Origin of the sequence: Klebsiella sp. WP8-S18-ESBL-06, assembly GCF_014169755.1 — a bacterium.
Taxonomy (GTDB): Bacteria; Pseudomonadota; Gammaproteobacteria; order Enterobacterales; family Enterobacteriaceae; genus Kluyvera; species Kluyvera ascorbata_B.
Genome location: NZ_AP022256.1, coordinates 3448890 through 3468801 on the forward strand (window position 1 = coordinate 3448890; position 19912 = coordinate 3468801).

General features: G+C 55.3%; 19 protein-coding genes. 13 read left to right on the forward strand and 6 right to left on the reverse strand.

Annotated elements, in window-relative coordinates; genetic code table 11:
• Positions 1-415: 415 nt before the first annotated feature.
• From bioD to bioB, 4 genes are read right to left on the reverse strand one after another with little or no spacing between them, the layout of a single operon-like run.
• Positions 416-1093, reverse strand: a complete 678-nt coding sequence (bioD, locus tag H7R76_RS16490) for a dethiobiotin synthase (RefSeq protein WP_106924592.1) — start codon at positions 1091-1093, stop codon at positions 416-418.
• On the reverse strand, positions 1086-1841 hold the full coding sequence (gene bioC / locus H7R76_RS16495) for a malonyl-ACP O-methyltransferase BioC (protein WP_182929256.1): 756 nt from the start codon (positions 1839-1841) through the stop codon (positions 1086-1088). The genes bioD and bioC overlap by 8 nt, the downstream gene beginning before the upstream one ends.
• Complete coding sequence (gene bioF, locus H7R76_RS16500; protein WP_182965852.1) at positions 1825-2982, reverse strand: 8-amino-7-oxononanoate synthase; 1158 nt, start codon at positions 2980-2982, stop codon at positions 1825-1827. Before bioF ends, bioC begins: the two co-directional genes overlap by 17 nt.
• On the reverse strand, positions 2979-4019 hold the full coding sequence (bioB, locus tag H7R76_RS16505; RefSeq protein ID WP_106924595.1) for a biotin synthase BioB: 1041 nt from the start codon (positions 4017-4019) through the stop codon (positions 2979-2981). Before bioB ends, bioF begins: the two co-directional genes overlap by 4 nt.
• A gap of 83 nt (positions 4020-4102) precedes the next feature.
• Here bioB and bioA point away from each other — a divergent pair, with 83 nt between their 5' ends.
• The 12 genes from bioA to H7R76_RS16565 all read left to right on the forward strand — a co-directional run bounded on the left by bioA (position 4103) and on the right by H7R76_RS16565 (position 16878).
• Entirely contained in the window at positions 4103-5392 is a 1290-nt protein-coding gene (bioA, locus tag H7R76_RS16510; protein WP_182965854.1) for an adenosylmethionine--8-amino-7-oxononanoate transaminase, read from the forward strand.
• A 70-nt stretch (positions 5393-5462) separates the two neighbouring features.
• Positions 5463-5939 carry a kinase inhibitor gene (locus H7R76_RS16515; protein WP_106924597.1) on the forward strand — a complete coding sequence of 159 codons (477 nt, stop codon included), beginning with the start codon at positions 5463-5465 and terminating at the stop codon, positions 5937-5939.
• Positions 5940-6394: 455 nt separating this feature from the next.
• Positions 6395-8365 (forward strand): PTS mannitol transporter subunit IICBA, encoded by a 1971-nt coding sequence (locus H7R76_RS16520; protein ID WP_106924598.1) that lies wholly within the window; start codon positions 6395-6397, stop codon positions 8363-8365.
• Positions 8366-8417: 52 nt separating this feature from the next.
• Positions 8418-9569 carry a mannitol-1-phosphate 5-dehydrogenase gene (locus H7R76_RS16525; RefSeq protein WP_106924599.1) on the forward strand — a complete coding sequence of 384 codons (1152 nt, stop codon included), beginning with the start codon at positions 8418-8420 and terminating at the stop codon, positions 9567-9569.
• A gap of 171 nt (positions 9570-9740) precedes the next feature.
• Positions 9741-10298 (forward strand): MltR family transcriptional regulator, encoded by a 558-nt coding sequence (locus H7R76_RS16530; RefSeq protein ID WP_223878907.1) that lies wholly within the window; start codon positions 9741-9743, stop codon positions 10296-10298.
• 195 nt (positions 10299-10493) lie between these two features.
• Positions 10494-11777, forward strand: coding sequence for a putative acyl-CoA thioester hydrolase (locus H7R76_RS16535; RefSeq protein ID WP_182965856.1), 1284 nt, complete (start codon positions 10494-10496; stop codon positions 11775-11777).
• Between the two features lie 202 nt (positions 11778-11979).
• Entirely contained in the window at positions 11980-12729 is a 750-nt protein-coding gene (locus H7R76_RS16540) for a GntR family transcriptional regulator (RefSeq protein ID WP_182965858.1), read from the forward strand.
• Between the two features lie 71 nt (positions 12730-12800).
• Entirely contained in the window at positions 12801-14180 is a 1380-nt protein-coding gene (locus tag H7R76_RS16545) for a family 4 glycosyl hydrolase (protein ID WP_182965860.1), read from the forward strand.
• Positions 14180-14902 carry a 6-phosphogluconolactonase gene (locus H7R76_RS16550; RefSeq protein ID WP_182934684.1) on the forward strand — a complete coding sequence of 241 codons (723 nt, stop codon included), beginning with the start codon at positions 14180-14182 and terminating at the stop codon, positions 14900-14902. The genes H7R76_RS16545 and H7R76_RS16550 overlap by 1 nt, the downstream gene beginning before the upstream one ends.
• On the forward strand, positions 14899-15201 hold the full coding sequence (locus tag H7R76_RS16555; RefSeq protein ID WP_106924605.1) for a PTS sugar transporter subunit IIA: 303 nt from the start codon (positions 14899-14901) through the stop codon (positions 15199-15201). The genes H7R76_RS16550 and H7R76_RS16555 overlap by 4 nt, the downstream gene beginning before the upstream one ends.
• Before the next feature lie 13 nt (positions 15202-15214).
• On the forward strand, positions 15215-15574 hold the full coding sequence (locus H7R76_RS16560; RefSeq protein ID WP_106924606.1) for a PTS sugar transporter subunit IIB: 360 nt from the start codon (positions 15215-15217) through the stop codon (positions 15572-15574).
• A complete protein-coding gene (locus H7R76_RS16565; RefSeq protein ID WP_182965862.1) occupies positions 15571-16878 on the forward strand; it encodes a PTS sugar transporter subunit IIC in 1308 nt (435 codons plus the stop codon). Before H7R76_RS16560 ends, H7R76_RS16565 begins: the two co-directional genes overlap by 4 nt.
• Before the next feature lie 43 nt (positions 16879-16921).
• On the opposite strand, the gene pgl is transcribed toward H7R76_RS16565, so the two are convergent.
• Complete coding sequence (pgl, locus tag H7R76_RS16570) at positions 16922-17917, reverse strand: 6-phosphogluconolactonase (RefSeq protein ID WP_106924608.1); 996 nt, start codon at positions 17915-17917, stop codon at positions 16922-16924.
• A 117-nt stretch (positions 17918-18034) separates the two neighbouring features.
• On the opposite strand from pgl, the gene H7R76_RS16575 reads away from it, so the two are divergent.
• Positions 18035-18853: a pyridoxal phosphatase gene (locus H7R76_RS16575; RefSeq protein ID WP_182928310.1), complete on the forward strand. Its 819-nt coding sequence runs from the start codon at positions 18035-18037 to the stop codon at positions 18851-18853.
• Here the strand turns inward: H7R76_RS16575 and modC are convergent, their stop codons facing one another.
• Positions 18854-19912 carry a molybdenum ABC transporter ATP-binding protein ModC gene (modC, locus tag H7R76_RS16580; protein WP_182929266.1) on the reverse strand — a complete coding sequence of 353 codons (1059 nt, stop codon included), beginning with the start codon at positions 19910-19912 and terminating at the stop codon, positions 18854-18856.

Genomic DNA, 19912 nt, shown 5'->3' on the forward strand with positions numbered 1-19912 from the left:
TCAATATAGGTCATGAAAGTTTTATGGCAACCTAAGGCACTTTTTATTACGCCATTGCTTTATTTTAACTTATTGATTAACAACAAAAACACAGAAAAGCCGCGTTTCGCATCAATTCAGGCGCAGACCGCATGCTCTCTCGTTTACCGTGGGTTTTCTAACTCTAATACACAGGGTTATCCACAGGAATAGTGGATAACTGCCGCTAGCCCCTATCCCCCGCCACGCGGCGATTTGCGCAACATCCTGTCAATGCTCGAGCAAAAAAATATTTTCTCGCCAATTTTGATATGTATCAGCGAAAAAGCGCGCTTGTTTTCCTTCGTTTCTGCGCCTTTTCCCTTACGTTTTCCACGGTTTAGCATTTACGAATGAAGATGACCACCGGCGCGAATCCCGCCCCCGACAGCAGGACTTACAGTGCGCTAAGGTCAAGATAGCCGCCCAGCGGTTGGGTATCGACCGCCTCACCCAGCCAGGGAATTTCCCCCAGCATCGGGGCTGGCAGCATTCGCTGAAGGGTGCTGAGATATTCGGCATGGCGACGTCCCGGCGGCGTGACGTCATTCGCTATCCAGCCCGCCAGCCGCAGCCCTGCCTGCTGTACCGCCTGCGCAGTCAGAACCGCGTGGTTAATGCAGCCGAGCTTCACCCCGACCACCAGAATCACCGGTAGCCGTTCATCTCGCACCCAGTCGGCGAGAGTCAAGGTCGGGGAAAGCGGCGTGAACCAGCCGCCAGCCCCTTCGACCAACACCCAGTCAGCCTGCGATTCCAACGCGCATAGCCCGGCAGACAGTACGCTGGCCTCGATCGGCCGCTGCTCATCGGCGCTAACGATATGCGGAGAGGTCGGCTCCGCAAAGGTATAGGGGTTGACCTGTTCATAGCGCAGCGGCACGACGCTATTACGCTGTAGCGCCAGCGCGTCGCTGTTGCGCAACCCTTCCTCAGTCATTTCGCTGCCGGAGGCAACCGGCTTATAGCCTGCCGTTCGACGCCCCAGCAAACGCGCAGCCTGCAATAGCGCGGTACTGGCCACGGTTTTGCCCACTTCCGTATCGGTTCCGGTTACATAAAAGCGTTCAGTCACGCGTAATCACTCCAGTAAAAAGGTGGTAAGTCAGCGGGCATTTTCCCGCCTGCGATGGCCAGGCCAGCTCGAGCTGCTGTAGCCTGCCGCGCGTTAACGGCTGACGGCTGCGCCCCTGGTGCAGGTGCGTCGCGCCAATCCCCTTCAGCGAACGCATGGCGCTCAGCGCATTGGGGAATGACAACGTGATGGTGGTTGCACGACTTCGGCTGCGGTACCCCGCCAGCGCCTCGGAGAGCGCCGATTCAGGCAAAAAACGGTTGGCGTGCGGATGGTTATCAATCGCCTGCCAGGCCTGGTTCAGCTCCGGCAGCGAGCCTGCGGTCAGCGTGGTGAACGCCAGCGTCCCGCCGGGGGCGAGCTGGCGATAAAGCCCGGCTAGCGCAGCGGGCAAATCGTTGCACCACTGAATGGCCAGGTTACTCCACACCAGCTCGAAGCCGTCGCCGGGCAATGGAATGGCCTCCATGTCGGCGAGCAGGTAGCAATCCGCGGCCTGCTGCTTGCGTGCCTGTTGGAGCATCTCTTCGCTGAGATCCAGCGCGGTAACGTGGCTGCCGCGTTCTCGCCAGTAGCGGCTGTAGCCGCCCGGCCCGCAGCCGACGTCCAGCACGCGAGGAAACGCCTGCGCTGGTAGCTGGGACAGCAGCTGCGTCGCGCTAAGACGCTGTAGTTCATCGTGTTGATGATACGACGTTGCCGCGCGACCAAACGCCGCCGCGACCGCCTGTTTATCCACGCTCGCCATGCAGCACCTCCAGCAGATGCATGATGTCCTGTGCGTCGTGCGCTGCGGTTAGGGTCAGGCGCAAACGGGCGGTGCCAGCCGGAACGGTCGGCGGGCGAATCGCAGTGACCCAGCATCCCTGCCCGCGCAGACGCTCGGCCAACCGCAGGGTTTGCCCGTTATCGCCGACGATAAGCGGCTGAATAGCGCTCGCTGAGTCGGTTAACGTATAAGCGAGGCCGCGGGCGCCGAGGCGAAAGTCAGCCACGTGCTGCGCCAGCGTTTCCCGACGCTGCTGACCATCGTCGCTCTGAATCACCGCCAGCGCCATTTGTAGCGCCTGCGCCTGAGCGGGCGGCATGGCGGTGCTGTAAATCAAATGGCGAGCAAACTGCACAAAATAATCGGCCACCGCATGGCTGCAGAGCACGGCGGCGCCGCTCAGACCAAAAGCTTTGCCGAAGGTAACGATCAGCAGTTCAGGGTGAACGCCCTGCTGATGGCAACTGCCGCGCCCGCGCTCACCGGTCGTGCCAATACCGTGCGCATCATCGACCATTAACCAGGCATCAGCAGTGCGCGCGGCGGCGGCGATTTTGGCCAACGGCGCACTGTCGCCGTCCATACTGAAAACACCTTCCGTCACAACCAACTGCTGGCCGCTGACAGAAGCGGCCAGCAGCGAAGCCAGGTGATGGCTATCGTTGTGCTGAAAACGGCGCAGCTGAGCCGGGCTCTGGCTGGCAGCCTCCAGCAGCGAAGCGTGGCTTAACCGGTCTGCGACTATCCGATCTTCACGCCCGGCCAGCGCGGCAATGACCGCCTGGTTGGCGGCAAAGCCTGAGATAAACAGCAGCGCGCGGTCGTAGCCCAGCCAATCAGCGAGCTGCTCTTCCAGCCGCTGATGCGCCAGATGATAGCCGGTGACGTGACCGGACCCGCCGCTGCCGACACCGTAGCGTTCAGCCCCGTCCTGCCAGGCGCGAATCACCTGCGGATGCTGGCTGAGGCCAAGATAATCATTGCTGGAAAAGTTGCGGTAGCGACGCCCGGCGTGCAGCAGCCAGCGCCCCGCCCCCTGTTCCAGCGGCTGACGCTGGCGAAAAGCCTGCGCGTCGCGTCGCTCAGTGACGGCCTGTTCTATTCGCTGCTGCCAGCTCATACCGCCGCCGCGTTGTAATAATCGTCGGTATCCGGCGTCATCAACGCCTGTTCCAGACGCTGCTGCTGTTCATTATCACCGGCCGTCACCGTGGTTTGCTGCGGATTAATGCCCAGCTTACGGAACAGCTGTAAATCTTTGTCTTCTTCCGGGTTCGGCGTAGTCAGCAGCTTGCAGCCGTAGAAAATAGAGTTGGCTCCGGCCATAAAGCACATGGCCTGCGTCTGCTCGTTCATCTGCTCGCGGCCAGCGGATAGACGCACATGCGAGGTTGGCATCATGATGCGAGCAACGGCAATGGTGCGAATAAAATCAAACGCATCGACGTCTTCGTTATCGGCCAGCGGCGTCCCCTTCACCTTCACCAGCATGTTGATGGGTACGCTTTCCGGCGGCGTCGGCAGGTTCGCCAGCTGCAGCAGCAGGCCCGCGCGATCGGTAACGGTTTCTCCCAGCCCGACAATCCCACCAGAACACACTTTGATCCCGGCATCGCGGACTTTATCCAGCGTATCCAGGCGTTCCTGGTAGGTACGGGTGGTGATGATGTTGCCGTAAAACTCCGGCGAGGTATCGAGGTTGTGGTTGTAATAATCCAGCCCGGCCGAAGCCAGACGCTGCGCCTGACCGTCGGAGAGCGTCCCCAGCGTCATACAGGCTTCCAGTCCCATCGCTTTCACGCCCTGTACCATCTGCTCGAGGTAAGGCATATCGCGCTCGTGCGGGTTCTTCCACGCCGCGCCCATACAAAAACGGGTTGAGCCCGCCATCTTGGCTTTACGCGCTGACTCCAGCACCTGCTCCACTTCCATCAGACGTTCGCTTTCCAGGCCCGTTTTGTAGCGCGAACTCTGCGGGCAATATTTACAGTCTTCCGGGCAAGCGCCGGTTTTAATCGACAGCAGCGTGCTAACCTGCACCTGGCGGGGATCAAAATGCTGACGGTGAACCTGCTGAGCTTCAAACAGTAAATCCAGCAGCGGTTTTTCAAAAAGAGCGGTGACCTGCGACATTGTCCAGCGTAAAGGGTGAGCCATTGGCTTCTCCGGGGTTTTGTTAATTTTCGGTTCGGTTTATACTCGTAAACCTAAAACTTTTCAAAATGGTTTACAAGTCGATTATGACAACGGACGATCTCGCCTTTGATAGCCGCCACATCTGGCATCCCTATACCTCCATGACCACTCCGTTACCGGTTTATCCGGTGGTTTCTGCCGAAGGCTGCGAACTGCAGCTGGCCGACGGCGAACGCCTGGTTGACGGTATGTCATCGTGGTGGGCGGCGATTCACGGCTACAATCACCCGCGCCTGAACGCGGCGATGAAAACGCAGATTGACCAGATGTCGCATGTGATGTTTGGCGGCATTACCCACCCTGCTGCCGTGGCGCTGTGCCGTAAACTGGTCGCGATGACCCCCGCGCCGCTGGAGTGCGTTTTCCTTGCTGACTCTGGCTCCGTTGCGGTCGAAGTCGCGATGAAAATGGCGTTGCAGTACTGGCAGGCCAAAGGCGAGCCGCGCCAGCGTTTCCTCACCTTCCGTAACGGCTACCACGGTGACACTTTTGGCGCGATGTCGGTGTGCGATCCGGATAACTCCATGCACAGTCTGTGGAAGGGCTATCTGCCGGAGAACCTGTTTGCACCCGCACCGCACAGCCGCTTTGACGGCGAATTTGACGAATACGATATGGTGGCGTTTGCCCGCCTGATGGCCGCACATCGCCATGAAATTGCGGCAGTGATCCTCGAACCGGTCGTGCAGGGCGCAGGGGGCATGCGGATGTACCATCCTGAGTGGCTGAAGCGGATCCGTAAAATGTGCGACCGGGAGGGAATTTTGCTGATTGCTGACGAAATCGCCACCGGATTTGGCCGCACCGGCAAGCTTTTCGCCTGCGAACATGCGGGCATCAGCGCCGATATTCTGTGCCTGGGCAAAGCGTTAACCGGCGGAACGATGACGCTGTCAGCGGCCATCACTACCCGCGAGGTGGCCGAAACCATCAGCAACGGCGAAGCCGGCTGCTTTATGCATGGGCCGACCTTTATGGGCAACCCGCTGGCCTGCGCCGTGGCTGCCGAAAGTCTGGCGCTGCTGGAAAGCGGCGAATGGCAAACGCAGGTCGCCGCCATCGAGCGACAGCTTAAGCGCGAACTGGCCCCTGCTGCCGATGCACCGCTGGTTGCCGATGTGCGTGTACTGGGTGCTATTGGCGTCGTGGAAACGCGCTACCCGGTGAACATGGCCCAGCTTCAGCGTTTCTTCGTGGAGCAAGGCGTGTGGATTCGCCCGTTTGGCCGCCTTATTTATCTGATGCCGCCGTACCTCATCACCCCGCAGCAGTTGACGCGCCTGACCCGTGCGGTCTGCCTCGCCGTCGAGCAGGAAACATTTTTTATCCAATAAGCTGCGGTAATCTGCGCGGCTAACCGCTACACTCCTTGGTTAATCAGTAGATTAACCAAGGAGGCAGTTGATGAAATTAGTCAGCCACGACCTGCGTGACGGCGAGAAACTCCCCCAGCGCCAGGTGTTCAACGGGATGGGCTACGACGGCGAAAACCTTTCACCGCATCTGGCATGGGATGACGTGCCGGCGGGGACCAAAAGCTTTGTTGTGACCTGCTTCGACCCGGACGCGCCAACCGGCTCGGGCTGGTGGCACTGGATTGTTGCCAACCTGCCAGCGGACACCCGCGAACTGCCCACCGGCGCTGGCTCTGGTCTGGTCGGCCTGCCCGCCGGCGCGCTGCAAACCCGCACCGATTTTGGTAAAGCAGGCTATGGTGGCGCAGCACCACCGAAAGGCGAAACTCACCGTTATATCTTTACCGTCCACGCGCTGGACGTAGATAAGATAGACGTCGATGAAGGTGCAAGCGGCGCAATGGTCGGCTTTAACGTCCATTTCCATAGTTTGGGCAGCGCATCGCTGACCGCGCTTTTTAGCTAATCTCACGGCCTATACTTTGAGCCCCGCAGGGAAACCTCGCGGGGCTTTTTTATGCCGACAGCCGCACGGTGTAATTTTCTGACGAAAAAACGATGAACCAGGAGAGTCAAAAGACGGGGCGAGAAGAAGGTAAAATTATCTTGTGAATATGATCACAATTCAAAAACAAACACGCCAACACAAAAAGTGATTTTAGTCACAAAACCAAGCTCAACATGCGCGATATTTTAACTTTGTAGCCGACTTACAGGCTTTTTATGTGACTAACATCACCAAAAACACCCTTTTATCGACCCCTTGATAGTGACGCAGATCACAAACACCCCCTGGGGTACGCGAGACGAAAACGGCGTGATAGAGTCGATTTTGCATACAGAACGACTGGATGGTTTTTGGCGAAACCACCACAACTATTACGCGCGCAACATCTAACGCGCACCACAAGGGGTGTTTTTATGTTATCACCAGATATCAAGGTCAAGGTACAGAATTTTGGCCGCTTCCTCAGCAATATGGTGATGCCCAATATTGGCGCATTCATTGCCTGGGGTTTGATTACCGCACTGTTTATTCCTACCGGCTGGCTGCCGAATGAGACGCTGGCCAAACTGGTCGGCCCGATGATCACCTATCTGCTGCCGCTGCTCATCGGCTACACCGGCGGTCGCCTGATTGGCGGCGAGCGCGGCGGCGTCGTTGGCGCAATTACTACCATGGGCGTGATCGTCGGTGCCGATATGCCGATGTTTATGGGAGCCATGATTGCCGGGCCGTTGGGCGGCTGGGCAATCAAACGCTTTGACCGCTGGGTCGACGGTAAGATCAAAAGCGGCTTTGAGATGCTGGTGAACAACTTCTCCGCCGGGATTATCGGCATGCTGCTGGCAATGCTCTCCTTCCTGGCCATCGGGCCAATGGTCGAGCTGCTGTCTAAAGCACTCGCGACCGGCGTCAACGTGATGGTACAGAACAACCTGCTGCCGTTAACCTCGATCTTTGTCGAACCGGCGAAAATTCTGTTCCTCAATAATGCGATCAACCACGGCATTTTCTCACCGCTGGGCATTCAGCAGGCAACGGAAACCGGCAAGTCTATCTTCTTCCTGATTGAAGCCAACCCGGGTCCGGGTCTGGGTATTCTGCTGGCATACATGTTCTTCGGTAAAGGCAGCGCCAAGCAGTCGGCAGGCGGCGCAGCGATCATTCACTTCTTCGGCGGTATTCACGAAATTTATTTCCCATACGTGCTGATGAACCCGCGTTTAATTCTGGCGGTCATTCTTGGCGGCATGACCGGCGTCTTTACCCTGACGCTGTTCAACGCAGGCCTGGTTTCCCCGGCCTCTCCGGGCTCTATCTTTGCGGTGCTGCTGATGACGCCGAAAGCGTCGCTGATTGGCGTAGTACTGTCGATTCTGGCGTCAACGCTGGTCTCTTTCCTCACGGCCTCGATGCTGCTTAAACGCGTTCGCGTGGGTGATGAAGAGAGCAACGGCCTGGCGGAAGCCACCCGCCGTATGCAGAGCCTGAAACAGCAGTCTAAAACCGGCGGCAAACCGTCTGGCGAAATCCCGCAGCCGGCGCTGGATCTGGCGAAAGATTTGCACCACGTGCGTAAAATTATCGTAGCCTGCGATGCCGGAATGGGCTCGAGCGCCCTTGGTGCAGGCGTACTGCGCAAAAAGGTGAAGGATGCTGGTCTGAACCATATTTCGGTGACCAACTGCGCCATCAATAGCCTGCCGGAGGATGTCGACCTGGTCATCACCCACCAGGACCTTACCGAACGCGCCATGCGCTTTGCGCCGCAGGCGATGCATATGTCGCTGAGCAACTTCCTCGACAGCGGCCTGTACACCGATCTCACCACCCGTCTGCTGGCCGCGAAGCTACCGCCCGCAGCCAACGATAGCCGACTGATTAATCAGACCATTATCGCCGCCAACGACGATGCATTCACGCCTGGCGAGCGCGAGGAAAACCTGTTTAAGCTCAGCGCCGATAACATTTTCCTCAACCTGACCGCCGCCAATAAAGAACAGGCCATTCGTTTTGCTGGCGAAATGCTGGTATCCGGCGGCTACGTCGAGCCGGATTACGTTGACGCCATGCTGGCGCGGGAAGCGTTAACCACCACCTACCTCGGAGAGTCCATTGCCGTGCCGCACGGCACCGTAGAAGCCAAAGACCGCGTGCTGCGCACCGGGATTGTTATTTGCCAGTACCCGCAGGGCGTCCGCTTTGGCGATGAACCGGACGATATCGCCCGCCTGGTCATCGGCATTGCCGCACGCAACAACGAGCACGTTCAGGTTATCGCCCGTCTGGCCAACGCGCTGGACGATAAGGACGTGATTGAGCGCCTGGCGCAAACCACCAGCGTCCAGGAGATTTTACAACTCCTGTCCGGCGAGCAAGCGGCATAAGGTCTCGGGGGCCTCAGCCCCCGGCTACGGATTTTTTTCGAGGTAAACAGCAATGAAAGCAATTCATTTTGGCGCAGGGAATATTGGCCGCGGCTTTATCGGTAAACTGCTGGCGGACGCCCAGGCGGAGCTCACCTTCGCCGATGTTAATCAACCGCTGGTCGATCAGCTGGCGCACCAGCAGCATTATCAGGTCAACGTAGTGGGTGAAAATGCGCGCGTCGAGCAGGTCAGCCGCATTAGCGCCATCTACAGTAACAGCCCGGACGCTATCGCGCAGATTGCGCAGGCCGATATCATCACCACCGCCGTAGGCCCGCAGGTGCTCAGCAAAATCGCCAGCACCCTGGCCCAGGGGTTGATCGCCCGCTTTGAGCGCGGCAACGCGCAGCCGATGAATATTATCGCCTGCGAAAACATGGTGCGCGGTACCAGCCAGCTCAAGCAGCACGTGCTGCAGGCAATGCCCATCGCGCTGCACGGGTGGGTGGAAGAACACATTGGCTTTGTCGATTCGGCGGTCGATCGCATCGTACCACCGGGGACCGCGGCAAACGACGATCCACTGGACGTCACCGTTGAAACCTTCAGCGAGTGGATCGTCGACAGCACCCAGTTCAAGGGGGCGCTACCGGAGATTGCCGGTATGGAACCCACCAGCAATCTGATGGCCTACATCGAACGTAAACTGTTCACGCTCAACACCGGTCACGCTATCACGGCCTACCTTGGTCAACTGGCCGGCTACCGGACCATTCGCGAGTCCATTCTGGACCCGGCTATTCGTGAGGTGGTGAAAAACGCCATGACCGAAAGCGGCGACGTGCTGATTAAGCGCTACGCCTTCGATTCGCAGCAGCATGCCGCCTACATCGACAAAATTCTGACCCGCTTCGAAAACCCGTACCTGCACGATGAGGTCGAACGCGTAGGCCGTCAGCCGCTGCGTAAATTGAGCGAGAACGATCGCTTAATCAAACCGCTGCGCGGCACGCTGGAGTACGCGCTGCCGAACCGGCACCTGATAATCGGCATTGCCGCCGCGTTACGCTATCGCAGCCACCAAGACCCGCAGGCGCAAGAAATGGCAAACCTGCTGGAGGAAAAAGGGGTAACAAGCACGGTTAATCAGGTTTGTGGGCTGCATGACCAGCCAGAGCTTGTCGCACAGATCGTGAATGTGTATAACGCCATGCAACGTTAACGACGATGTCACCCCATAGGACAGGCGCGGCTGCCGTAGGCGGCCGCTGCCGATAAGAAGGGTAAAATGAAACTGAATCGCCTGCGCATGAACGCGCAACCCGAAAGCGAAAAGCCACACCCAAAGGACTCGGCTCCAGAGAAGCCACCATTCGCAAAAAGCAACGCAACGATGATGGCCCCAATGGACGACGCACACCTTAATCAGAATCAGGCGGTGGAAAACCGCATCCTGGAGCGGCTGAACGCCCGCCAGACGTTGACCGGTTTTATTCAGACCGCCGTCGGGCTGCTGTCCGAAGCGGTGGATCAGCTCATCCTCCAGGCCTTTCGTAAAGATGATTACGCCGTTAAATACGCGGTAGAGCCGCTGCTGGAAGGCAGCGGGCCGCTGGCAAACCTGCCGGTGCGGCTCAAGCTTATCTACGCTCTGGGCGTGATCAGCCGCGATGAATACGAAGACGTCGAACTGCTGCTGGCGCTGAATAACGAGCTGGCGCATGAGAACAAAATCTACAGCTTTACCGACGATGAAATCCTGGGCCCTATCAATATGCTGCACTGCATGACAGCACTCCCGCCGCCGCCTACGCTACACCTGCCGGAAGACGTGGTTGATGATGCGCTAAGAACCATGCAGGAACAGCGTTATCAGCAGATGGTCCGCTCAACGCTGGTGCTCAGCATTACGGATTTAGTGACCAGTCTGGCGCATAAGAAAGCGTTTTAAGCGCTGTCAACAGCGGATGGATAATACTCGTAATAGGGCCCTCGCCTTTGCCATCCGCAGTTCTTTGCTTTTTGTTGACATAAGTCGGCAAAAAACCGGCGTTTTTTTTATCAGCGCATCTTCCCGTTTCGCTCAACTTAGTATAAAAAGGCTGCTTTTACAGGATTCTCTTTCACTTACTTAGCCTGGAGCAACATGAACACTTTCTCGGTTTCTCGTCTGGCGCTGGCATTGGCTTTTGGCGTGACACTGACGGCTTGCAGCTCAACCCCTGCGGATCAGCGTCCGTCCGATCAGACCGCGCCAGGGACCTCTTCCCGCCCGGTGCTGTCGGCAGATGAAGCGCAAAACTTTACCGCCGCGCGTTACTTCGCTTCGCTTGACCCTAACGCTGCAGCCTGGTCGCCGTCGTCTATCGCCGTGCCGGCGAAAGCAGACTTCGTGGTTGGCCCAGCCGGTACCCAGGGTGTGACGCACACCAGCATTCAGGCCGCCGTTGATGCCGCTATCGCGCGCCACAGCAGCTCACGCATCTATATTGCCGTGCTGCCAGGTGAGTATCAGGGCACCGTTTATGTGCCGGCCGCTCCGGGCAGCCTGACCATCTACGGTACCGGCGAGAAAGCGATTGATGTCAAAATCGGTCTGGCCATCGATTCTGAAATCGACCCGGCAAGCTGGCGTAAGCTGGTTAACCCAGGCGGTAAATACATGCCGGGCAAACCGGCGTGGTACATGTTTGACAGCTGCCAGAGCAAGCGCAGCGCCACGATTGGCGTCATGTGCTCGGCAGTCGTCTGGTCGCAGAACAACGGTCTGCAGCTGCAAAACCTGACGATTCAAAATACCCTGGGCGACAGCGTCGATGCCGGGACTCACCAGGCGGTCGCGCTGCGTACCGATGGCGATAAAACCCAGCTTAACAACGTCAATGTGCTGGGCCGTCAGAATACGTTCTTCGTCACCAACAGCGGTGTTGATAACCGTCTGCAGAACAATCGCCAGACCCGTACGCTGGTCAGCAACAGCTACCTCGAAGGCGATGTGGATATCGTTTCCGGCCGCGGCGCGGTGGTGTTCGACAACACCGATTTCCGCGTAGTGAACTCGCGTACCCAGCAGGAAGGCTATGTCTTCGCACCGGCGACGTCATCCAACATCTTCTACGGTTTCCTCGCCACTAACAGCCGCTTCACCGCTTCCGGTGACGGCGTAGCGCAGCTGGGCCGCTCGCTCGACGTCGACAGCAACACCAACGGCCAGGTCGTGATCCGCGATAGCGTAATTAACGAAGGCTTTAACGTCGCGAAACCATGGGCTGACGCCGCCGTTTCTAAACGTCCGTTCAGCGGCAACACCGGCGCGCAGGACGAAAAAGGTCAGCTGAAGCGCGACCTCAACGACCGTAACTTCAACCGCATGTGGGAATACAACAACCGCGGCGTGGGAAGTCATATCGTGGCAGAAGCGAAACAGTAATACTGTCAGCTTGATTCAAGGGCTCATGTTTATCATGGGCCTTTTTTATTTGTATTTTTAATGATAATAACAAACACATAATTAATTTGAATTAAAAGCATTATTTTGCTTATTATTTCTTTTGTGAGCAAATTAACATCATGAGATAACGATGTCATGACATCATTATCTCATCGAGATTTGGTCATGAAGAGATAAGCGCATGAGACTCAATAAAGAAAGTAAACTTCCGATGTATGCGCAACTCTTTGAGTCAATCCGCCACAAAATCAGCAGCGGGGAACTTCTTGAAGGTGAGAAACTTCCTTTTGAACATGAATTATGTACCCAGTACGATATCAGCAGAACAACCGTTCGTCAGGCAATGTCCGATCTTGAAAAAGAGGGCTATATAAAAAAGATTCACGGAAAGGGGATGTTTGTAAAAGGACAAGCGGTAAAACAAAGCTTGATAAAAATTTATAGCTTTCATGATGAGATGAAACGCTTAAATAAGCAACCTGGCAGCACATTACTTTTCTTCAAGCTGAAAAAACCTTCCATCCAAATAGCAAATAAACTAAACAGTAATGAATTAGTTTATCATATTATCCGTCTACGATCTGCTGATAATGAGCCTATATTATATGAAGAAACTTATTTATCCAGCACTCACTTCCCTGAGTTACACCAGCATGATATAGAGCAACATGGTCTATATCATGCGTTGAAAAACAAATATCATGTTTCTATTCGTCGGGCAATTGATACTTTTCGGGCTATCAATATCCCCAAAGAAACGGCAAGGCATTTAAATGAAACACAGGGTTCACCCGGACTACAAATTGAACGCATCGCATTTCTCGATAACATCCCTGTTGAGTACACGATTGAAATCGCTCGTGGTAGTAGATTCGAATACACCATTGAATTACAAGGCGTGACGCTGAACTCATCAATTACAGCTGTTTGATCAATTCCTGCTCACACGCCTTTTTAATAAACAGTTAATTAATTTAACCGTATTATAAAGGAGTGACCTGAATGAAATTAACCGTATTAGGCGGTGGCGGCGTTCGCGCGCCATATCTTGCCAAGACGTTAGCATTACAGTCAAAGCAGCTCACACTGACTGAAATATGCTTTATGGATATTAACGAAGAGAAACTGACTATTTATGGCGGGCTAGCCCGGGCTATTGCAAAGAAAATAAATCCTGATTTAACGATTTCCCTGACCACCAGCCCACGGACTGCACTGACCGACGCAAATTATGTTATCACCACGCTACGCGTTGAAGGGGATGCCGGGCGCGTTTTTGATGAAAAACTGGCTCAGAAATACAATATTCTGGGCCAGGAAACCACCGGCATTGGCGGATTTGCGATGGCCCTGCGATCCATTCCTGTCTTAAAAGAGTATCTCGAACTGGCCCGCCAGGTTTCCGCCAAAGGGGTACTGTTCTTCAATTTCACCAACCCATCAGGGCTGGTTACCCAGGCGTTGATTAATGCCGGTTACGACAATGTTTATGGCATTTGTGATGGCCCTGCGAGCTTCATGCGTGAAATAGCAAAACTGCTGGACGTCGACATTATGCGTTTCTCAGCAACCTGCTATGGTCTGAATCATCTCTCGTTCTACCGCGATTTCACCGTCGACGGTAAAGACGTCAGCGCGCAGATCCTGGCCCATCAGCAGTTGTTCAAAGAGACGGAGATGAAGCTGTTCGACGAAGCAACCATCGACGTTTTACAACAAGAGCTCCCCAATGAGTATCTCTACTTTTATTTCAACCATCAGGCCATTATTACCTCGATAGCTCGCCACGGTTGCGCGCGTGGTGAGACGATTCAAAACATTAATCAGCGGATGCTGGACGAGCTGCGCGCGAATCAATCAGCCAGTATAGAGCAGCAATTTGCTATTTTTGCGCACCATCTGCTGGAGCGAGAAAACTCTTACTTTGCGATTGAAAGCGACGGCCGCCGGGATAACCACTATAAAGCACTCAGCCTCCCGGAGTTTATTGCCGCTCCAGATACCGGCGGCTACTCGGGAATCGCGCTGAATATTATCAGGGGATTACAGAATAAACCTGCGTGGCCAATGACGATTCTGGTGAAAAACAACGACAGCATCCGCCAGTTGCATCCCGATGATGTCATTGAGATAACCTGCGATATGCATGACGGCAAAATAATACCGCGACGCGTCGACGATCTGCCGGCCTATCAGAGCCACATCATCAGTACGATCAAACGCTTTGAAAACCTGACGATTCACGCGATTGAGCAGCGTTGTAAAAAGAGCGCAATTCGGGCGCTCATGGTACATCCGCTGATTAATGACTACACCATCGCCACGCAGATTCTCAATGAGTTACTCGCCGAATATCAGGCCTACACCGGGGAGTGGCGCTAATGGAACTGGCGATATGTTCTCAACAGCAGTTTTCCCGCGTGCTCGGCGACGCCATCATTGATGCTCTTCAGCAAGAAGGCACCGTATGCCTGGCTTCGGGCGATACGCCTCAGCGAGCCTATCAGTACGTTGCCGCAGAATATCAACGTCGCCGCTTCCCGCTGCGCGCAACGCTCGTTGGGCTTGATGAGTGGGTCGGGCTCGGTCAGCAGGATGAAGGCAGCTGCCAGTACGCAATGCATCACGACCTGTATCAACATTTAGCGCTGCGCCCCGGCCAACTCCAGCAGTTCGACGCTACGCATACCGGAGAGGCGTTGGAACACGAGTGCCACCGCATAAACCAGCTGCTGGCCGAACGGCCGCTGCGCCTGACGCTACTCGGGATAGGTCAGAATGGCCATCTTGGTCTCAATGAGCCCGGCAGCGCATTCAACTCGCTGGCGCACATCTCCAACCTTAGCGAAACAACCATTCGCGTTGCACAGAAGTATTTCCCGACAGCCACCCGCCTGCATCAGGGCATTACGCTTGGCATTGGTAATATTCTTGCCAGTGAACACATTATCATTGCCGCTAGCGGCGCGCATAAACGCAATATTGTGCAGCGCCTGCTGTTTACGCCCCCGAACGAAAACTTCCCGGCCACCAGCTTAAAACAGCACGCCAATACGCTACTGCTGCTGGATGATGCCGTGTTTAACGTGGAGAGTATTCTATGACCGACGAACAACGGTGGTTCAGCATTATAGCCTGCGCCGGAGAAAGCTTTTCGCAGCTTAATGCCGCGTTACAGGCCGCTAAAAGCGGCGATATCACGCAGGCTGAGGCTTATTTTCACGAATCGGAAGTTAACCTTCAGCGGGCCCATCATATTCAAAGTGAATCGTTACAAGGTGAAATCAGCGGCCAACCGATCGCGTTTTCTCTGCTTTTTGTTCATGCCCAGGATCATTTAATGAACGTCCTGCTGGCGCAGAATATTTATCGCGAATTTATCGAACTGTATAAAAATAAATAATCGAGGCCCCAATATGAACTATCAGAATTTATCCATTCTTCTCGTCTGTAACCTCGGAGCATCGACTAGCGTGATGGTGAGTAAAATGCGCGAGGTTGTCGATAACAGTGAAGTACTGAAAGGCCAGAATATTCGTATCGATGCCCGCAGCGCTGGCGATCTAAATACCTATATCGCTGATTACGATTTGGTGATGGTCGGCCCGCAGATGAAGCATAAATTTCCCGAGCTTGCGGCCATCGCCGGGCAATATGCTAAACCCATTGAAGTTATCGACAGCCAGGCCTACGGGCTTGCTGATGGCGCATTAATATTGAAACAAGCACTCTATTTATATCATCTTAATCGGCCTGCCAAGGAAGGTGTAAAATGACAGCCTCACAGCCGTTTCTCAAGAAATTTGAGCAACACATGGTCTATATTGCAACCCGGATTGAGCAGAATCGTTTTATCTCATCGATAAAAAATGGAATGATTAGCTTAATGGCGATTCTGATGGTAGGTTCCATCAGCTTAATCATTACGGGGTTAGGCAGTTTGTTTTCCCCCGATACGGCTATCAGCCATGTTTTTGCGCAATACGGGGCTTTATTTCAACTGCCTTTTACCTATACCTTCGGTCTGCTTTCGGTTTATTGTGCCATTACCATTAGCTACCACCACACGCAAAAAATCAACGTTGCCCCCCTTTACCCCATTATCAGTTCGGTGATGGTAACGATGATTCTGAACAGCAAGATTGTTGAGGGTAATATTAATATTGCGTTTTTAGACTCTCGCGGCCTGTTCGTTGCCATTATTGCCTCACTGGCAACCGTGGAATTTATTAGCTGGGCCTATCGCAAGAAAATCACCATCCGCATCGGCGGATTGCCAGATATGATTGCCAAAACCTTCGAATCAATATTCCCTTTGCTTTTTGTCGTTATAGCAGCCTGCGCAATGACCATTACCAGCCAGAGCCTGTTCAACCAGCAGATTGTGCCCGAACTGTTCACGACTGCGCTGGCGCCGGCCGTCAGTGGCATCGATTCCGTCTGGGGGGTCTTCATCATCATTCTGCTGGAGATGATTTTCTGGTTTTTCGGCCTCAACGGTTACGCGATTCTCATCGGTTTTACGCTGCCATTTATGACGCAATACCTGTCGCTGAATGCAGCAAACTTTGCGCAGGGCCTGCCGACGGAACACGTATTTACCGAAGGCTGGTGGGGCGCATTTGCCGCCTGTACGGGCTCAGGGATTACCGGTGCCATCGCCCTTCTTGGCTTAATGAGCAGAGCACCGCAGCTGAAGGCGGCAGGGAAAGCAGCCATCGTCCCCTCTCTGTTTGGTATTTCTGAACCGGTGGTCTACGGTTTTCCAATCGCCTTTAACCCTTACTTTTTCTTTCCGTTCGTGCTCGGGACACCGATCCTGGCGTCACTGACGTATTTAGTTTTCGACATGGGCTTTGTTGGCGGGCCGGTGGCCCAGGTTGGCGGAATACCAACACCTATTGCCCAGTACTTTATCACGATGGACTGGCGTGCGCCGATCGTCGCGGTACTGGTGATTCTGGCGGGATTATTGATGTATTACCCATTTTTTAAGATGTATGAACGCAGCATTCTCAACAAAGAGAGTGAAATGCAGGCACAGCGGGATAAATATGATGCGTTGAATCTGGACTTCTGATGACGTAAACCACCTGCGCAAGCAGGTGGTTTAACCGCCACGATTAGTGCGCGTACACCACCACCCACATCGGGCCCTGCCCTACGGCATAGCGCCCTTTTTCCTGTAGCAACCCTTGCTCACCGGCAATTTCATACACCGCAATGTGATGCGATTTCTGCCCAGCGGCAATCAGGTATTTACCGCTGTGATCGATATTGAAGCCACGCGGCTGGGTTTCGGTCGGCTGGAAGCCTTCCAGCGACAGTACGCTGCCATCTTCAGAGACGCTAAAGACGGTGATCAGGCTAGAGGTACGGTCGCAGGCGTACAGGTGACGGCCATCCGGAGTGATGTGGATATCCGCCGCCCAGCGCGTACCGGTGAAATCATGCGGCATCATATCCAGCGTCTGAACGCATTCGATTTTGCCGTACGGATCTTTCAGCTCCCACACATCAACGGTGCTGTTTAGCTCGTTGACGCAATAGCCATACTGCTCGTTCGGATGGAACACCATGTGACGCGGGCCCGCGCCCTCTACGGTGGTCACCTCCGCCGGCGTTTGCTCCGCCAGGAAGCCGTCGTCGCTGAGGGTAAACAGGCAGATACGATCCTGCTTCAGCGCCGGTACCCACAGGGTACGGTTATCCGGTGAGATATTCGCCGAGTGGCAGCCTTCCAGCCCTTCCACCACCGTCACGGTATCGCGCGGAAGACCGTCTTGCAGGCGAATCACCGCCACGTTGGCCTGGTTGTAAGAGGCGCTGAAGATAAAGTTGCCTTTACGATCGGTGGAAATGTGAGTCGGGCTACCCGGCAGCGGCGCTTCGGCAGCATAGGTCAACGCACCGTCGTCCGGTGCAATACGGTAGGCCAGCACGCGGAACTCCGGGCGCACGCCGACGTACAAATAGCGTTTATCAGGGCTGATGACCATCGGCTGCACCTGCCCCGGAACATCCACCACCTGGACCAGCTTCAGGCTGCCGTCATGGTTCAACGTCCAGACGTGGATCTGCTGGCTCTCGGGGCTGGCGGTATAAACGGTCTGTTTCATGAACACTCCTTTCTGAAAACACATAATTTGCGGCTATTTATCACACCATTTTGCCGCGCAGGTATCTCGGTGTACCATCCTGCACAGCAAATTTTCTCTTTAACGCGAGACAACATTATGACTGCACGTGTGATTGCCCTGGATCTGGACGGAACGCTCCTGACACCAAAGAAAACCTTACTGCCCTCTTCGCTGGAGGCGCTGAATCGCGCCAAAGCGGCAGGCTATCACTTAATGATCGTCACCGGTCGTCATCACGTTGCCATTCATCCTTTTTATCAGGCACTGGCGCTGGATACACCTGCAATTTGTTGTAATGGCACTTACTTGTATGATTATCAAGCGAAAAAAGTACTGGATGCCGATCCTATGCCGGTTGATAAAGCCCAGCAGCTGATCGCTTTGCTTGATGAACACAAGGTGCATGGCCTGATGTACGTCGACGATACCATGATGTACCAGTACCCAACCGGCCATGTGGTGCGAACCAGCAACTGGGCGCAGAGCCTGCCGGAAGCGCAGCGCCCGTCGTTTACCCAGGTCGACTCGCTGGCACAGGCGGCACGCGAGGTAAAAAACGTCTGGAAGTTTGCCCTGACCGATGAAGATGGCGAAAAACTGCAAAACTTTGCCAAGCACGTTGAACAGACGCTACAGCTGGAATGCGAGTGGTCGTGGCACGATCAGGTCGATATTGCGCGCCAGGGTAACAGCAAAGGTAACCGTCTGACGCAGTTCATCACCGCACAGGGCTGGTCGATGCGCGACGTGGTGGCCTTCGGTGATAACTTTAACGACATCAGTATGCTTGAAGCGGCCGGCACCGGCGTAGCGATGGGCAACGCGGATGACGCGGTGAAGGCGCGCGCTAACGTGGTGATCGGTGACAACACCACTGATGCTATCGCCGACTATATCAATACCCACCTGCTGTAATCAGGCGGTAATCGATACGCTCTTCACCTGCGCATAGAGCCACTGGCCTGGCTTCACCGCCAGGTCATCGCGGGCCCACGGGCTAATGCGCGCCCACAGCGTGCGGCCGCTGACGTCCAGCTGCACTTCGACCTGACCGTTGTCGTCATAGCACTGCTGGACTTTCGCATGCAGTACGTTGCGAATACTGGTGTGCGGCGAAGGCTGTAGCACCAGCGACACATCGGTTGCCTGAATACGCACGCGAACGGCGCTCTGCAGCGGCTTGTCGAGTTTATTCACCCAGATGTGCTGATCGCCCAGCGCCAGCGCCGTCATCGCGTAGTGCGGATGGTGTTCCAGCACCGTCACGCGCAGAATGCTGCTCTGCTGATCCTGCGGCAGCCACGGATGCATTACGCTGCTGCCCCACACCTCTTCCAGATTGCCAAACGCCTTCACCTTGCCGCCTTCCAGCACCAGCACCTTGTCAGCCAGGTGCAAAATTTCATCCAGCGAGTGGCTGACGTAGAGCATCGGTATATTGATCTCTCGCGCCAGACGCTGAAGATACGGCAGCAGCTCGCGCTTGCGCGGGATATCCAGCGAGGCCAGCGGCTCATCGAGCAACAGCAGCTCCGGCGCGGTCAGCAGCGCACGGCCAATCGCCACGCGCTGTTTTTCGCCGCCGGACAGGCTGCCCGGCAGCCGGTCGAGCAACGGCTCAATACCGAGCAACGAGACCAGCTTATCGAACTGCTCAGCCATGCTTTTTGCCATCCCATAGCGCAGATTGCCGCGTACCTTGTAATGCGGGAACAGGCGCGCATCCTGGAACACATAGCCGATGCGTCGTTTCTCCGGTGCCAGGCAAATTCCCCGTTCGGCATCATTCAGCACGCGGTCGTTGAGCACAATGCGCCCTTGCTGCGGCGTCGTCAGTCCGCTGATGGCGTTAATCAGGGAAGTTTTTCCCGCGCCCGAGACGCCGAAAACGGCGGTAATGCCGGAAGCCGGCAGCGATTCATTGATCTCCAGACAGTGCGTGCCCAGCGTCTGGCTAAAATTCAGCTCCAGCAT

Bases quoted from the DNA above. Each gene is read 5' to 3' on its own strand.
- H7R76_RS16555 (WP_106924605.1), top strand. From the start codon at position 14,899: ATGACCGACGAACAACGGTGGTTCAGCATTATAGCCTGCGCCGGAGAA.
- H7R76_RS16565 (WP_182965862.1), top strand. From the start codon at position 15,571: ATGACAGCCTCACAGCCGTTTCTCAAGAAATTTGAGCAACACATGGTC.
- H7R76_RS16540 (WP_182965858.1), top strand. From the start codon at position 11,980: ATGAGACTCAATAAAGAAAGTAAACTTCCGATGTATGCGCAACTCTTT.
- bioF (WP_182965852.1), bottom strand. From the start codon at position 2,982: ATGAGCTGGCAGCAGCGAATAGAACAGGCCGTCACTGAGCGACGCGAC.
- H7R76_RS16535 (WP_182965856.1), top strand. From the start codon at position 10,494: ATGAACACTTTCTCGGTTTCTCGTCTGGCGCTGGCATTGGCTTTTGGC.
- H7R76_RS16530 (WP_223878907.1), top strand. From the start codon at position 9,741: ATGATGGCCCCAATGGACGACGCACACCTTAATCAGAATCAGGCGGTG.
- H7R76_RS16515 (WP_106924597.1), top strand. From the start codon at position 5,463: ATGAAATTAGTCAGCCACGACCTGCGTGACGGCGAGAAACTCCCCCAG.
- modC (WP_182929266.1), bottom strand. From the start codon at position 19,912: ATGCTGGAGCTGAATTTTAGCCAGACGCTGGGCACGCACTGTCTGGAG.
- pgl (WP_106924608.1), bottom strand. From the start codon at position 17,917: ATGAAACAGACCGTTTATACCGCCAGCCCCGAGAGCCAGCAGATCCAC.
- H7R76_RS16545 (WP_182965860.1), top strand. From the start codon at position 12,801: ATGAAATTAACCGTATTAGGCGGTGGCGGCGTTCGCGCGCCATATCTT.
- H7R76_RS16560 (WP_106924606.1), top strand. From the start codon at position 15,215: ATGAACTATCAGAATTTATCCATTCTTCTCGTCTGTAACCTCGGAGCA.
- bioA (WP_182965854.1), top strand. From the start codon at position 4,103: ATGACAACGGACGATCTCGCCTTTGATAGCCGCCACATCTGGCATCCC.
- H7R76_RS16575 (WP_182928310.1), top strand. From the start codon at position 18,035: ATGACTGCACGTGTGATTGCCCTGGATCTGGACGGAACGCTCCTGACA.
- H7R76_RS16525 (WP_106924599.1), top strand. From the start codon at position 8,418: ATGAAAGCAATTCATTTTGGCGCAGGGAATATTGGCCGCGGCTTTATC.
- bioC (WP_182929256.1), bottom strand. From the start codon at position 1,841: ATGGCGAGCGTGGATAAACAGGCGGTCGCGGCGGCGTTTGGTCGCGCG.
- bioB (WP_106924595.1), bottom strand. From the start codon at position 4,019: ATGGCTCACCCTTTACGCTGGACAATGTCGCAGGTCACCGCTCTTTTT.
- H7R76_RS16550 (WP_182934684.1), top strand. From the start codon at position 14,180: ATGGAACTGGCGATATGTTCTCAACAGCAGTTTTCCCGCGTGCTCGGC.
- H7R76_RS16520 (WP_106924598.1), top strand. From the start codon at position 6,395: ATGTTATCACCAGATATCAAGGTCAAGGTACAGAATTTTGGCCGCTTC.